Source organism: Telluria sp. ZB4P37, assembly GCF_059685855.1.
The window spans coordinates 152,206-167,114 of record NZ_JCASID010000010.1; the positions used below are offsets into that span (position 1 = coordinate 152,206).

Annotated in this window: 12 protein-coding genes; 8 read left to right on the plus strand and 4 right to left on the minus strand. The window is 66.7% G+C overall.

Features of this window, described 5'->3' with window-relative positions:
• Positions 1 to 25: 25 nt before the first annotated feature.
• From AC56K1_RS16390 to AC56K1_RS16410, 5 genes are all read left to right on the plus strand, one after another.
• The gene (locus AC56K1_RS16390) at positions 26 to 1,111 is read left to right on the plus strand and encodes a threonine aldolase family protein (protein WP_497158858.1); all 1,086 of its coding nucleotides are present in this window, start codon (positions 26 to 28) and stop codon (positions 1,109 to 1,111) included.
• A 76-nt stretch (positions 1,112 to 1,187) separates the two neighbouring features.
• A complete protein-coding gene (thyA, locus tag AC56K1_RS16395; protein WP_497158859.1) occupies positions 1,188 to 1,982 on the plus strand; it encodes a thymidylate synthase in 795 nt (264 codons plus the stop codon).
• A gap of 138 nt (positions 1,983 to 2,120) precedes the next feature.
• Complete coding sequence (locus AC56K1_RS16400) at positions 2,121 to 2,621, plus strand: dihydrofolate reductase (protein ID WP_497158860.1); 501 nt, start codon at positions 2,121 to 2,123, stop codon at positions 2,619 to 2,621.
• On the plus strand, positions 2,622 to 3,260 hold the full coding sequence (locus AC56K1_RS16405) for a DUF4337 domain-containing protein (protein ID WP_497158861.1): 639 nt from the start codon (positions 2,622 to 2,624) through the stop codon (positions 3,258 to 3,260).
• A gap of 185 nt (positions 3,261 to 3,445) precedes the next feature.
• Positions 3,446 to 5,707, plus strand: a complete 2,262-nt coding sequence (locus AC56K1_RS16410; RefSeq protein WP_497158862.1) for an Orn/Lys/Arg family decarboxylase — start codon at positions 3,446 to 3,448, stop codon at positions 5,705 to 5,707.
• An 86-nt stretch (positions 5,708 to 5,793) separates the two neighbouring features.
• On the opposite strand, the gene AC56K1_RS16415 is transcribed toward AC56K1_RS16410, so the two are convergent.
• The 3 genes from AC56K1_RS16415 to AC56K1_RS16425 form a co-directional block, all read right to left on the minus strand.
• Positions 5,794 to 6,453 carry a cation efflux transmembrane domain-containing protein gene (locus AC56K1_RS16415; protein ID WP_497158863.1) on the minus strand — a complete coding sequence of 220 codons (660 nt, stop codon included), beginning with the start codon at positions 6,451 to 6,453 and terminating at the stop codon, positions 5,794 to 5,796.
• Between the two features lie 78 nt (positions 6,454 to 6,531).
• On the minus strand, positions 6,532 to 7,098 hold the full coding sequence (dcd, locus tag AC56K1_RS16420; RefSeq protein WP_171088110.1) for a dCTP deaminase: 567 nt from the start codon (positions 7,096 to 7,098) through the stop codon (positions 6,532 to 6,534).
• Between the two features lie 37 nt (positions 7,099 to 7,135).
• Positions 7,136 to 7,972 (minus strand): alpha/beta hydrolase, encoded by an 837-nt coding sequence (locus AC56K1_RS16425; RefSeq protein WP_497158864.1) that lies wholly within the window; start codon positions 7,970 to 7,972, stop codon positions 7,136 to 7,138.
• Between the two features lie 195 nt (positions 7,973 to 8,167).
• Here AC56K1_RS16425 and AC56K1_RS16430 point away from each other — a divergent pair, with 195 nt between their 5' ends.
• The 3 genes from AC56K1_RS16430 to AC56K1_RS16440 all read left to right on the plus strand — a co-directional run bounded on the left by AC56K1_RS16430 (position 8,168) and on the right by AC56K1_RS16440 (position 12,553).
• Positions 8,168 to 10,309, plus strand: coding sequence for a DUF4214 domain-containing protein (locus AC56K1_RS16430; RefSeq protein WP_497158865.1), 2,142 nt, complete (start codon positions 8,168 to 8,170; stop codon positions 10,307 to 10,309).
• A 119-nt stretch (positions 10,310 to 10,428) separates the two neighbouring features.
• On the plus strand, positions 10,429 to 11,115 hold the full coding sequence (locus tag AC56K1_RS16435; RefSeq protein ID WP_497158866.1) for a response regulator transcription factor: 687 nt from the start codon (positions 10,429 to 10,431) through the stop codon (positions 11,113 to 11,115).
• A 1-nt stretch (position 11,116) separates the two neighbouring features.
• Positions 11,117 to 12,553, plus strand: coding sequence for a sensor histidine kinase (locus AC56K1_RS16440; protein ID WP_497158867.1), 1,437 nt, complete (start codon positions 11,117 to 11,119; stop codon positions 12,551 to 12,553).
• Here the strand turns inward: AC56K1_RS16440 and AC56K1_RS16445 are convergent.
• Positions 12,550 to 14,904, minus strand: a complete 2,355-nt coding sequence (locus AC56K1_RS16445; protein ID WP_497158868.1) for a DNA internalization-related competence protein ComEC/Rec2 — start codon at positions 14,902 to 14,904, stop codon at positions 12,550 to 12,552. The two genes, AC56K1_RS16440 and AC56K1_RS16445, sit on opposite strands and share 4 nt — an antisense overlap.
• Between the last annotated feature and the right edge of the window lie 5 nt (positions 14,905 to 14,909).

Sequence of the window (14,909 nt, forward strand, 5' to 3'; positions counted from 1 at the left end):
GCTCGCCCAAGCCCCGGAGCCTGCCTTGACCGACGCCGAACTGCAACGCCGCTGCCACACCATCTTTCCCGGCCACCGCGCCCGCCGTCCCGCCGAACTGTTCGCGGCGATGGCGGCGTGGTGCGAAACGAACGGCGTCGAGCACGACGTCTACGGCGCGGGCAGCCTGCTGCAGGAATTCGAAGCGAAGGTCGCGCGCCTGCTCGGCTTCGAAGCGGCCGTCTTTTGCATCAGCGGCACGATGGCCTCGGCGACCGCGCTGCGCCTGGCCTGCCAGGACCGTGGCCGCGACCTGGTGGCCCTGCATCCCACCTCGCACATCTTCGTGCACGAACGCTCCAACTACCAGCTGCTCGGCCACTTCAAGGCGCTGCAGGCGGGCGACCGCCATCGTCCCTGGCTTGTTGCCGACCTGGCCGCGATTCCCGACCGCCTGGGCGCGGTCGGCCTGGAACTGCCGCTGCGGGAGATCGGCGGGCAGCTGTCGAACTGGGACGAGCTCGCGGCCATCAAGGCCCACTGCACCGCGCGCGGCGCCCACCTGCACATGGATGGCGCGCGGCTATGGGAAGCGGCCACCGGCTACGGCAAGCCTTTGAACGAGGTCGCCGCCGGCTTTGATTCGGCCTATGTCTCGCTGTACAAGGGCATCGGCGGGCTCGGAGGCGCCATGCTGGCCGGCTCGCGCGATTTCGTGGAGCGCGCCGCCGAATGGTTCCGGCGCGAAGGGGGCAACGTCATTCACCGCTCGCCCTATGTGGTGGCGGCGGCGATGCAGTTCGACGAACGCATGGCCGCGATGGCGGATTACCTGGAGCGCACCGCTTTTCTCTACGAGGCGCTGGCTGCGCATCCGATCATCCGCGTGAACCCGGCCGCACCCCAGGTCAACATGCTGCACCTGCACCTGCCGGTGTCCAGCGAACGCGCGCTGGCGATCCGGCAGGAGCTCGCCGAGCAGCATGGGATCTGGATGTTCAACCGTATTGCCGGCGCGGCGCTGCCGGGCACTAGTTCGTTCGAGCTGTACGTGGGCGACAACCTGCTGGCAGCGTCGGACGAGCAGGTGCGCGCGGCGCTGGCCCGGCTTACGCGGGCCTTGGAGGCCTGAATATTTCCCTTCTTCGTGGCCGGAATTATCAGGCGCGCTACGTTACAATATCGCACTGCACCTATTAGCCACCGCAATGCACCAATACCTAGAATTCATGCGCCATGTGAAAGAACATGGCGCCGTCAAGACAGACCGCACCGGCACCGGCACGCTGTCGGTCTTCGGCCACCAGATGCGCTTCGACCTGGCTGCCGGCTTCCCGCTGCTGACCACGAAAAAAGTCCACCTCAAGTCGATCATCCATGAACTGATCTGGTTCCTGCAGGGCTCGACCAACATCGCCTACCTGAAGGAAAACAAGGTCACTATCTGGGACGAGTGGGCCGACGAAAACGGCAACCTCGGTCCGGTCTATGGCTACCAGTGGCGCAGCTGGCCTGCCCACAACGGCCAGCACATCGACCAGATCTCGCAGGTGCTGGACCAGATCCGCAACACGCCGGATTCGCGCCGCATGATCGTCTCCGCCTGGAACGTCGCGGACGTGCCGAACATGAAGCTGCCGCCCTGCCACGCGCTGTTCCAGTTCTACGTCGCCGACGGCAAGCTGTCCTGCCAGCTCTACCAGCGCAGCGCCGACATCTTCCTGGGCGTGCCCTTCAACATCGCCTCGTATGCGATCCTGACCCACATGATGGCCCAGCAGGCGGGCCTGGAAGTGGGCGACTTCATCTGGACCGGCGGCGACTGCCACCTGTACAGCAACCACCTGGAACAGGTGGAACTGCAGCTGTCGCGCACCCCGAAAGCCCTGCCGCGCCTGGTCATCCACCGCAAGCCGGACTCGCTGTTCGACTATCGCTTCGAGGATTTCGAGGTCACCGGCTACGACCCTGACCCGGCAATCCGCGCACCGGTTGCCGTATAAACGACCGCGGGCCGACATATCGCTTGACAGCACCCTTGCAAAGCGACAACATTTCAGACTTATAATTACAAAAGTGTCCAGAACGGTTACAACCATGCGCTCCTCCGCCACTGAACTCCCTCGCCCGCCGGTGACCGCATGAACGCACAGCCACACCTGACCCTGGTGGTGGCGATCGATGCCCAGCGCGGCATCGGCATCGATAACCAGCTGCCCTGGCACCTGCCGGAAGACCTGGCCCATTTCAAGCGCGTCACGCTGGGCAAACCCATCGTCATGGGCCGCAAGACCTTCGATTCGATCGGCCGCCCGCTCCCCAAGCGCCGCAACATCGTCATCACCCGCAACCGCGACTGGTCGCACGAAGGCGTGGAAACCGCGGGTTCGCTGCAGGCCGCGATCGACCTGCTGGGAGGCGAGCCGGCCAGCATCATCGGCGGCGCCCAGGTCTTTGGCGAAGCGATGGCCGTGGCCGACGCCATGATCGTCACCGAGATCGACCACAGCTTCGCCTGCGACACCTTCTTCCCGCCGCTCGACCCGGCCGCGTGGGTCGAAACCGCGCGCGAAACCCACCATTCGGAAAGCGCGGGCTTCGGCTACGCTTTCGTGACCTATGCACGCAAGGAGCAGCGCTAAATGACGGCACAGGCAATTCGTACCCCGGGTACACGCGGCGGCGACGGCTTCGCGGGCAAAGTGGCGGTCCTGATCGCCATCCTCGCCACGCTGGGCACCATGTTCGGTTTCATTGGCAGCGATTCGCACAACAATGCGGCGCTCTACAAGAGCAATGCGGCGATGGAGAAGACCAGCGCCGCCAACGCCTGGGCCCATTACCAGGCCAAGGCCAGCCGCCAGAACCTGGCCGAGCTGGCGTCGAACCTGCCGGGCGTGAACCAGGCCCACTACCGCGACGAGATCCGGCGCTACGGCGTCGAGAAGGATGGCATCCGCAAGGAGGCCGAGGCCTTCGAGGCGGCATCGACGAAATGGAACGAGATGTCCGACCAGGAGCTGCACCGCCACCGCCAGTGGGGCGCCGCCTCGGTCGCCCAGCAGATCGCGATCTCGCTGGCCGCCATCACCCTGCTGTCGCGCCGCACCTGGCTGCTGACCCTGACCTGCGCGGTCGCCGCCTTCGGCGTCACGCTCGCTTTCTTCGCCACGATCAAGGCCGACCCGACGCCTTTCTCGGCCGTGCCGCTGCTGGCCGCGCTGGGCGCCGCCGGCCTGACGGAGGTGTTCCGGCGCCTCGGCCAGAAGCTGACCAGCTAGAGTGCGCCGCCAATTGGGCGCAGCCGTTAGTCTCTGGGCTGGCATGTAAACAAGATTGCAAAAATAATCGCACCGGCGCCCGCGATTTCTGCGAAAATCCGTTTCCTCTTTTTTCCGGTGCCGTGGCCGGCGGATCGCCCCATCCGGGCCGGCCGCTTCCACGGCGCTTCGCTTTGGAGCTGTCCATGAAATTTCGTTTTCCCATCATCATCATCGACGAGGACTTCCGTTCCGAGAACACCTCGGGACTCGGCATCCGCGCACTCGCAGCCGCGATGGAGCAGGAAGGCATGGAAGTGCTCGGCCTGACCAGCTACGGCGACCTGTCCCAGTTCGCCCAGCAGCAGTCGCGCGCCTCGGCCTTCGTGCTGTCGATCGACGACGAGGAATTCGGCAGCGGCTCGATCGAGGAGACCGATACCGCGCTGACCCGCCTGCGCGCGTTTGTGAAGGAAATCCGCCACAAGAACTCGGACATCCCGATCTACATCTATGGCGAAACCCGCACCAGCCGCCACATCCCGAACGACGTCCTGAAGGAGCTGCACGGCTTCATCCACATGTTCGAGGACACGCCGGAATTCGTCGCGCGCCACATCATCCGCGAAGCCAAGTCCTACCTGGACGGCCTGGCGCCGCCCTTCTTCCGCGCGCTGGTGAACTACGCTTATGACGGCTCCTACTCGTGGCACTGCCCGGGACACTCGGGCGGCGTCGCCTTCCTGAAGTCGCCGGTCGGCCAGATGTTCCACCAGTTCTTCGGCGAGAACATGCTGCGTGCCGACGTCTGCAACGCGGTCGAGGAACTCGGCCAGCTGCTCGATCACACCGGCCCGGTCGCCAAGTCCGAGCGCAATGCCGCGCGCATCTACGGCGCCGACCACTGCTATTTCGTCACCAACGGCACCTCGACCTCGAACAAGATGGTCTGGCACTCCACCGTGGCGCCGGGCGACATCGTGGTGGTCGACCGTAACTGCCACAAGTCGATCCTGCACTCGATCATCATGTGCGGCGCGATTCCCGTGTTCCTGATGCCGACCCGGAACAACCTCGGCATCATCGGCCCGATCCCGCTGGAAGAGTTCACCGCCGAATCGATCGCCCGCAAGATCGAAGCCAATCCGTTCGCGCGTGAAGCCGTCAACAAGAAACCGCGCATCCTCACCATCACCCAGTCGACCTACGACGGCGTGGTCTACAATGTCGAGACCCTGCGCGAGATGTTGGACGGGAAGATCGACACCCTCCACTTCGACGAAGCATGGCTGCCGCACGCGACCTTCCACGATTTCTACAAGAACATGCACGCGATCGGCCGCGACCGCCCGCGCGCCAAGGAGTCGATGATCTTCTCGACCCAGTCGACCCACAAGCTGCTCGCCGGCCTGTCGCAGGCTTCGCAGGTGCTGGTGCGCGAATCCGACTCGGTCAAGCTCGACCAGGACGCCTTCAACGAGGCCTACCTGATGCACACCTCGACTTCGCCCCAGTATTCGATCATCGCTTCCTGCGACGTCGCCGCGGCCATGATGGAAGCGCCCGGCGGCACCGCGCTGGTGGAAGAATCGATCCTGGAAGCGCTCGACTTCCGCCGCGCCATGAAGAAGGTCGACGCCGAATTCGGCGACGACTGGTGGTTCAAGGTCTGGGGCCCGGACGTGCTGTCGGAAGAAGGCATCGGGGTGCAAGGGGACTGGATGATCCATGCCGACGACGACTGGCACGGCTTCGGCCCGCTGGCCGAAGGCTTCAACATGCTCGACCCGATCAAGGCGACCATCGTCACCCCGGGCCTCTCCCTGGACGGCAAGTTCGGCGAGACCGGCATCCCGGCCTCGATCGTGACCAAATACCTGGCCGAACACGGCGTGATCATCGAGAAATGCGGCCTGTATTCGTTCTTCATCATGTTCACCATCGGGATCACCAAGGGCCGCTGGAACACCCTGGTCACGGCGCTGCAGCAGTTCAAGGACGACTTCGACCGCAACCAGCCGATGTGGCGCGTGATGCCGCAGTTCGCCGCGGCCAACCCGCGCTACGAAACCCGCGGCCTGCGCGACCTGTGCACCGAGATCCACCTGATCTACAAGGAGCACGACGTGGCGCGCCTGACCACCGAGATGTACACCTCGGACATGGTGCCTGCGATGAAGCCGTCGGACGCCTTCGCCAAGATGGCGCACCGCCAGATCGAGCGCGTGGCGATCGACCAGCTGGAAGGCCGCATCACGGCCATCCTGCTCACGCCTTACCCGCCGGGCATCCCGCTCCTGATCCCGGGCGAACGCTTCAACCGCACCATCGTGGATTACCTGCGCTTCGCGCGCGACTTCAACGAGCGCTTCCCGGGCTTCGAGACCGACGTGCATGGGCTGGTGAAACGCGAGGTGGATGGCAAGCGGGGCTATTTCGTGGACTGCGTGATGCAGGACGCGGGGTAAGGTGTCCTGAGCAAACTTGGGGGAACAACGCCACTGGCGTTATTCCCCCAAGTTCATACCGCAGCGGCTGCCTTCGCAGCACGGCTTCAGCGCCGCTTCAATTCGACCGGCGCAACCGGCGCAGGTAGCGCAGCCTCCCGCAACTCCCCACGCGCCTGATTGATCACCGTTCGCGCCGCCGACAGCCCCAGCAGCGCCATGATGGTCGCCACCAGCAAATCCGGCACCCCACTCCCCGTCTGGAACACGCCCAGTGCCGCAATCAGCACGGCGACGTTGCCGATCGCGTCGTTGCGCGTGCACAGCCACACCGAGCGCATGTTGGCGTCGCCGTTGCGGTACGCGTAGAGCAGGACGCCGACCAGGCAGTTGGCACCCAGGGCGGCAAATCCGATGAGACCCATGGTGTGCGCTTCCGGCACGGTGCCGGTGCGCAGCTGCCAGAAGGCGCTGGCGAGGACGAAGACGCCGTAGGCGCCCATGGTCGCGCCCTTGAACAGCGCGGTGCGCGAGCGCCATACAGGCGCCAGGGCGAGGACGAACAGGGAAATACCGTAGTTGGCCGCGTCGCCCAGAAAATCGACCGCATCGGCCAGCAGCGCAACGGAGTCGGCTGCCCAGCCGCCGACGATCTCGACGCCGAACATGAGCGCGTTGACCCAGAGCGCGATCCAGAGAATGCGCCGGTAGCGCGGATCGGCGGGCGGCCTACCTGAAGAACAGCCGCCGCTGCAGCAATCGGACATCGCAGTCATCCTTCATGACGGGGCCGAGCGAACCCATCAATATGATTCAGTCCTGACAGCCTAGCACGAAAAAATGCATCAGGTTTTCGGCAGCGTGACGCCGTGCTGGCCCTGGTACTTGCCGCCGCGGTCCTTGTACGAGGTCTCGCAGACTTCGTCGGACTCGAAGAACAGCACCTGGGCGCAGCCCTCGCCGGCATAGATCTTGGCCGGCAGCGGCGTGGTGTTCGAGAATTCGAGCGTCACATAGCCTTCCCACTCCGGCTCGAAGGGGGTGACGTTGACGATGATGCCGCAGCGCGCATAGGTCGACTTGCCCAGGCAGACCGTCAGCACGTTGCGCGGGATGCGGAAGTATTCGATGGTGCGGGCCAGCGCGAAGGAATTCGGCGGGATGATGCAGACATCGCTCTTCACGTCCACGAACGAGTTCGAATCGAAGTTCTTCGGATCGACGATGGTGCTGTTGATGTTGGTGAAGATCTTGAATTCGTCGGCGCAACGGATGTCGTAGCCGTACGAAGAAGTGCCGAAGGAAATGACCTTGCGGCCGTCGAGCTCGCGGACCTGCTGCGGCTCGAAGGGTTCGATCATTCCGGTTGATTCCGCCATGCGGCGGATCCATTTATCACTTTTGATGGCCATTGTCGAAATTCCAAGAAATCAATTCCGCAATTTTAAACTAATTGGCCGCCCCTCGTGCCAAGCCGATGCTTGTCGGCAAACTCGAGCCCAGCAGGCGCTGGGCCATCTGGTGCGTCAGGCGCGCCGTCGTTTCGGGTTTTTCCAGCGGATACAGGTGGCCGCCTTCGATCATCACCAGGTTCCCGCCGACCAGCTTGCGCGTGGCGTCGAGACCGGCCTGGCGCAGTTCTTCCGAAGTGGTGCCTGCGATGAAGCCGATCGGTAGCGGATAAGGCTCGCGCAGGAAGTCGCCCATGTGGTGCGGCAGCGTGTTGTAGATCAGGGTCTCCACTGCGCGGTCGAAACGCAGCTGCACGCCGTCCGGGTGCGGCACCAGCCCGTGGTCGAGATAGTCGTCGAGCGCGCCCGGCGCCCAGGCCTGGAACATCGGCTTGGAAATGAAATGCTGGTAGGCGGCCTGGCGGTCGGGCCAGACGTTGCGGCGGCGCTCGGAGAACTTCGCCGGCGAAAAGCGCGAGCCCATGCCGCGGCTTTTGACCAGGCGCCAGAGAAAGGCGCGCCAGCCGGCCACCACCGGCGAATCGAGCATGATCACGCAGCGCGCCAGCTCCGGCCGCTCCCGGGCCGCCATCATGCTCAGCATGCCGCCCAGCGAATGCCCGACCAGGACCGGCGGCTGCTCGTAGGCCTCGAGATGATGAATCAGTTCGTCCACCAGCGCATGCCAGCCATCGCCCACCGGAAAGCGCGGATCGTGGCCGTACATGTCGTGGGCGTGCACTTCGTAATGCGTGCCCAGGGCCTGGAACAGCCGGTTGTAGGTACCGGCGGGATAGCTGTTCCCGTGGGAGAAATGCAGCAATGGTTTGCTCATGGACGGGCTGGCTTCAATGACAACGGATTTCCATTGTAATGAAAGAACCCGCTTCCAGGACTTTGTTTAGAGGGAAACACCTACAGCGGCAGCCGCGACCGGAATCAATCCAGGCCTCCGATTATGCAGGGCGAATGTTTCCTAGAAGCATGTTGATGCTACCATCGCGCCACGAAAATTTTCCCAGGCGAAAAGATGGCAGCACTGGCAATCACCAAGGTCGGCACCCCGGCCGATGAAACCCTTACGGGCGGCAACGGCGACGACACCCTGACCGGGGCCGGCGGGGCCGACATCCTGCAGGGCCTGGACGGCAACGACAAGCTCAACAGCGGCCTGATGCTGGACGCGGCGACCAACACCTGGGTCAAGGACAACAAAGGCGACACGCTCGACGGCGGCAATGGCAACGACAAGCTGTCGGGCGCTACCGGCGACGACATCCTGCTGGGCGGCGCCGGCGACGACAACCTGTACGGGGGCGGCGGCAAGGACCAGCTGTTCGGCGGCGCCGGCGACGACATCCTGTACAACGGCCCGCCCTGGAACCCGCTCACCGACGAATTCGAAGTCGACCTGGTCGGCGACCTGCTCGACGGCGGCGACGGCAACGACACGATCTACGGCGACGCGGCCGGCGACACCCTGCTCGGCGGCGCCGGGGACGATGTGCTCTCGGGCGACGCGGGCGACGACCTGCTCGATGGCGGCAGCGGCGCCAACGTGCTGGCCGGCGGCGAAGGCGACGACACCTATATCGTGCGCAGCGCGCTGGACTACATCTGGGACGAAGGCGGCAACGACAAGGGCATCATTTACGCCGACTGGGTCCTGCCGATCGGCAGTATCGAGAGCTGGACCTGGGCCCCGGGCGTGCAGAAGCTGCCGAACTGGATCGCCGCGCTCGCGGTCGAGCCGCCTGGAACCCGTGCCAGCGGCGAGACCAGGATCATCGACTACCATTTCGCCGAGACCCCGGCGGCGTATTTCAGCGACGAGGACAAGGCCGGCTTCGAGCCCTTCAATGCGGCCCAGCGCGTGTTCGCGCGCCAGGTCTTCGACTACGTCAGCACCGTGGTGAACGTGCAGTTCCGCGAGTCCGGTGGACTCGACGACGAAGGCGTGCTGGTGCTGGCCAACAACCTGCAGCCAGAATCCTCGGGCTATGCGAGCAACCGGCACCTGATGCTGACCACCGACGTCAGGGGCAACATGGCGCCGACCACCAGCAATGCGGGCGTCGAGATCCTGCTGCACGAGATTGGCCACGTCCTCGGTCTCAAGCACCCGTTCGACCACGAGGACGCGGACGGCGATATCGGCGAAGGCCCCTTCCTGAGCGGTTTCGAGGACGACGGGCGCTTCACCCTGATGTCGTATAACACCGAAGAAAATCCCTACCAGCTGGCCTACAGCCCGCTCGACCTGGCCGCGCTGCAGTACATGTACGGCCCGGCGCTGCAGGCGGCGGCCGGCGACACCAACTGGGTGCTGAGCGCGCAGCACGCCAACATCATCGGCGACGGCAGCGGGCGCGATACGCTCGACGCCAGCGCCTTCGGCGGCGGCGTGGTGGTCGACCTGCGCCCCGGCTACTGGGGCTATCTCGGCAAGCAGGCCGATTCGATCGTGAAGGCGGCCCAGGTGACGGTCAACTTCGGCACCGTCATCGAAAACCTGCGCGGCGGCGCCGGCAACGACAGCTTGCATGGCAACGAGGTCGCCAACCGCATCGAGGGCGGGGCCGGCAACGACCTGCTTACCGGCGGCGCCGGCAGCGATACGCTCGACGGCGGCCTGGGACGGGACGTCGCGCTCTACGCCGGCAGGTTCGCCGACTACGCGATCAGGATTGGCAAGGACGGCAGCACGGTCACGACCAAGGGCCAGCCGGACGTCGATGCCCTGGCCGGCATCGAAGGGCTGAAGTTCGACGACGCTACGGTGAGCCTCGAGATCGACGGCGTCGCGGGCCAGGCCTACCGGCTCTACCAGGCGGCGTTCAACCGCACCCCGGACCTGGCTGGCCTCGGCTACTGGATCGGCCGCATGGAGCTGGGCGCCGGCTTGACCGAGGTGGCCGCAGCCTTCATCGGCTCGCAGGAATTCATCGGCATGTACGGGGCCCGGCCGGCCAACGGCGATTTCCTGTCCAAGGTCTACCAGAACATCCTGCATCGCGCGCCCGACCAGGCCGGGTTCGACTACTGGCTCGGCGTGATGAACGCGGGCCTGAGCGCCACCGACGTGCTGGCGCAGTTCAGCGAGAGCGGCGAGAACATCGCCGCGCTGGCGGGCGTGCTCGAAGGCGGCATCGCCTACACGCCGTTCGGATGAACCGGCGCCGGGCTTCGTACGTCAGGGCGACACCCCCACGGTGAAGGGTGGGTGTAAAAGCGGGTAAATCTTCCTTTTTTGCAACAGGCTGGCGCGGCCGGTTTGCTATCCTGCGTCTCATGAACCGTGTGCTGCTGATTGACGACGACGTCGAACTCGTCGGGATGTTTTCCGAATACCTGGAGCAGGAGGGTTTCCGGGTCACCTGCGTCCACAACGGCGACGACGGTGCGCGCGCGGCGCTGGGCGGCGAGCATGCGATCGCCATCCTCGACGTGATGATGCCGGGGACGAGCGGCATCGAGGCCCTGCGCCGGATCCGTGCCGGCAGCCGCATCCCGGTGCTGATGCTCACCGCCCGCGGCGACGACGCCGACCGCATCCTCGGCCTCGAACTGGGCGCCGACGACTACGTCGCCAAGCCCTGCACCCCGCGCGAACTGACGGCCCGCGTGCGCGCCATCCTGCGCCGCACCCAGGCCACGCAGGACGACAGTGCGGCCGCGGCCATTACCGTCGGCAAGCTCACCATGTACCCGGAACAGCGCCGCGTGACCTGGGACGGCGTGCCGGTCGACCTGACCAGCACCGAATTCAACTTGCTGGAAGTACTGGCGCGCCAGGCCGGGCGCCCGGTCAGCAAGAACGAGCTGTCCGAACAAGGCCTGGGCCGGCCGCTGGCGCGCTTCGACCGCAACATCGACGTCCACCTGAGCAGCCTGCGCCACAAGCTGGGGCCCCTGCCGGACGGCCGCTCCTGCCTGCAGACGATCTACCGCCAGGGCTACCAGCTGATCCGGGATTAGCATGGGACGCCTGTTCTGGAAATTCTTCCTGTGTATCCTGCTGGCCCAGGTGGCCTCCACCATCGGCATCGGCGGCGCCTTCTGGCTGTATGACCAGTCCCGCAGCCGCGCGGCCGAACTCGATACCGGCCCGCCCGCCTTCGTCGCCCTCGACGCCGCAGCGGCCACGCTCAAGCACGGCGGCATGACGGCGCTGCGCGGCATGATCGGCGAGCTCAAACGCCCGCAGGTCTTCGTGCTCGACGCGCGCCGCCATGAGCTGCTGGGACGCGCGGTGCCGGCCGAACTGCTGGCCGAAGTCGACCGCAAGCTGGCCTCGGGCGAAGCGCTGCGCGGCATCCGCTATCTTGAAAGCCCGAACGGCGAGCGCTACCTGGCATTCGTACAGCGTCCCAACCACAGGATGGGGATGGCCGCGCGCGTGGCCAGCTCTCCCGTGCTGGTGAGCACGGGCGGGCGCCCGCCACGCGGTTTCGGGCACGGGCACGGCCCCGGCCTGAGCCGCGGCGTCGGCCAGGTGACCGGCATCGTCGCCGGCATCCTGGCCAGTTTGCTGTTCGCCGCCCTCCTTGCCTGGTATTTCTCGCGCCCGATCCGCGCCCTGCGCAGCGCCTTCGAGGCCGCTTCGGCCGGCGACCTGGCGCCGCGCTTTACCGGCAATGGCCGGGGCGGTGCGCGCGGCGGCGACGAGTTGAGCGACCTGGGGCGCGATTTCGACCGCATGAGCGCGCAGCTGCGGGCCCTGATGGATGGCCAGCGCCGCCTGCTGCACGACGTCTCGCACGAGCTGCGCTCGCCGCTGGCGCGGCTGCAGGCGGCGGTCGGCCTGGCCCACCAGCAGCCGGACAAGATCGCGTCCACGCTCGAGCGCATCGAGCGCGAGAGCATGCGCATGGACAAACTGGTCGGCGGCCTGCTGACCCTGTCGCGCCTGGAAGCCTCGCCCGCCATCGTGCGGCGCGAGCAGATCGACCTGGCCGAACTGATGGACGAAATCGTCGCCGATGCGCGCTTCGAGGCCGGCAGCGACCTGCCCGGCACCGCCCCCGTGCGCATGCGCGTCGAGGCGCCCGGCCCGGTGATCGTGCAGGGCGATCCAGACCTGTTGTGGAGCGCGCTGGAAAACATCGTGCGCAACGCGGTCCGGCACGGAGGCAGCGGCGGCAAGCTGCGCGCCGTGCTGCGCAGCGACGGGCGAGCGGCCCAGGTCGAGGTGCTGGACCGCGGCCCCGGGATCGCCCCGGCTGACCTGGCCTCGGTGTTCGAGCCCTTCTTCCGGTCGAACCCCGGCGGCGCCAGCGTCGACGGTCACGGATTGGGCCTGGCCATCGCCCAGCGCGTGGTGCTGGCCCACGGCGGCCAGATCCGCGTGGCCAACCGCGACGGCGGCGGGCTGCGGGTGACGGTCACCCTGCCGACGGGGGGCGTGAGGGCTTAGCGGCCGTACCAGTACCGGGGATGGCTGGCGCGGTACGGCTCCAGCCGGATCGTGCTGCCGAAGCTGATCGTGACCGCGCCCGATTCGTCGGTGCGGATGCGGTGGATGCCGAGGGCGTGGTACCGCGCATAGACCTCCGCCTTCGGATGGCGGTAGCGGTTCCGGTAGCCGACCTGGAACACGCCGACCGCGGGACGCACGGCGGCAAGAAAGCCCGTGGTGGATGACGTGCCGCTGCCATGGTGCGGGGCCAGCAGCACGTCGGCGCGCAGCGACCCCGGCACCTGCTCCACGAGCCGCGCCTCCTGGGCCGCTTCGATATCGCCCGCAAGAACGATCGCCTTGCCGCCTGCACTCACGCGCAGCACGCAGCTGCGCGCATTGGGCGTCAAGCCGGCGTCCGCATACGAGCCGGGTGCGGGACCGAGCATCTCGAAGCGCACGCCATCCCAGTTCCAGGCTTGGCCCGCCGCACAGCGGCGGTGGCTGCGCGCCTCGCGCACGACAGGATGGCCGGCGGCGAGCGACGAATGCACCGTTGCCACGACCGTCCCCTTCAGCAGGGTACGCGCGCCGCCCGCGTGATCGGTGTCGCTGTGCGAGACTACCAGCCCGTCGAGCGCCCGGATCCCGCGCCCGCGCAGGTAGGGCAGGATGATGCGGCCGGCGGCGTCGGCGCCCGGCGCGTACTGCGGGCCGGCGTCGTAGAGCAAGCGGTGCGAGTGCGTTTCCACCAGCAGCGCCATGCCCTGCCCCACGTCGAAGGCCGTCACCGTGAAGCTGCCCGCATAGGGCGCGGCCGGCAGTTGGGTAAGCATGGGCGCCAAGGCCGCCAATCCCGCCCAGCGATGCGGCCAGCCGCGCGGGGCCAGCATCCAGGCGGTGCCGGCCAGGGCCAGTGCAAACACCCATGGCTGCGGCGCGGGGGCGCTCCACACGGCCAGCGGGCCTGCGGCGAGCCAGGCCAGGGCGTGCGCCAGCAGCTCGACCAGCAGGTGCGCCAGACCGAGCACCCATCCCGCCAGCGGCGCCGGGAGCAGCGCGCCGGCCAGTGCGAGCGGCGTCACCACCAGGCTGACGACCGGGATCGCGACGGCATTGGCAACCGGGCTGACGATCGACACCTGCGAAAACAGGAAGAGCGTCAGCGGCACCAGGCCGACCGTGACCGAATACTGGGTCCGGGCAGCCATGCCCAGCGTGCGGCGCCAACCTTTGCTAGGTTGCACGCGCCCGAGGTTCGCGTACACGATGACGGCCACCGCGCCGAACGAGAGCCAGAAACCGGCCGACAATACGGCCCACGGATCGAGCACGATGACCACGGCGAGCGCCAGGCACAGGACCTGCGACAGCGCGGCCACCCGCCCGCTCCAGAGCGCGATGGCGACGGCGGCCAGCATGTAGAAGGTGCGCTGGGCCGGAACGCCGAAGCCGGCCAGCAGCACATACAGCAGTGCCGTGAGTGCCCCCGCCAGCGCCGCGGCCTTTTGCGCCGGCAGGACCAGCGGCAGTGCGGCGCCCTCGATAAAGAAGGAACGGCGCCACAGGGCAGACATGGCCCACGCCGCGAGCCCGGCCACCATGGTCACGTGCAGGCCCGAAATCGACACCAGATGGCTGATGCCGGTGCGGTTGAAGACGTCCCAGTCCGACTGGTCGATGCCGCGCTGGTCGCCGATGACCAGGGCAACAATGACACCGGCATAGCGTTTGCCCTCCAGCGCCGCCAGGATGTGGCGGCGCAGCGATGCACGGGAACGCTCCACGACGTGGCCGGCGGATGGGACGAAGCTGTCCAGACGTTTGTTGTAGCCGCCAGCCGGACGCACATAGCCGGTCGCGCGCACGCCCTGCTCCAGCAGCCAGGCTTCGTAGTCGAAGCCGTGCGGGTTGGCGTTGCCGTGCGGGCGCTGGAGACGCACCACAAGGCGCCAGCGCTCGCCCGGTTCGACTTGCGCGCCTTCGGCTCGCGCCATCATCCGGCCATACCATGACAGGGCGATACGTTTGGGGATCGTGGCGTTTGGCGTAACGACCTGCTCGACCTGGAAATTGAAGCGCGTGCCGCCGTCGAACTCGTGCGGCAGGCTGGCGACCGTGCCGATGACTTCGACGTCCTTGCCTTCGAGATCGCGCGGCAGCGCGTCGGCGAGTGCCAGCGTTGCAACGAATGCGGCCCAGGCAGCGCCGAGCAGTGCGGCGGCAAGCAGGCTGGTCATGCGGCGTTTGAGGGCGAACAGGAGGAAGGCGATGGCGGTTGCCGCGAGGATTGCTTTTGACGGTGGCAGCTCGGCGGCCATCTGGAGCGTGCAGGTGCCGGTCAGGAATGCGAGGGTGGCGCAGCGCATTGGCA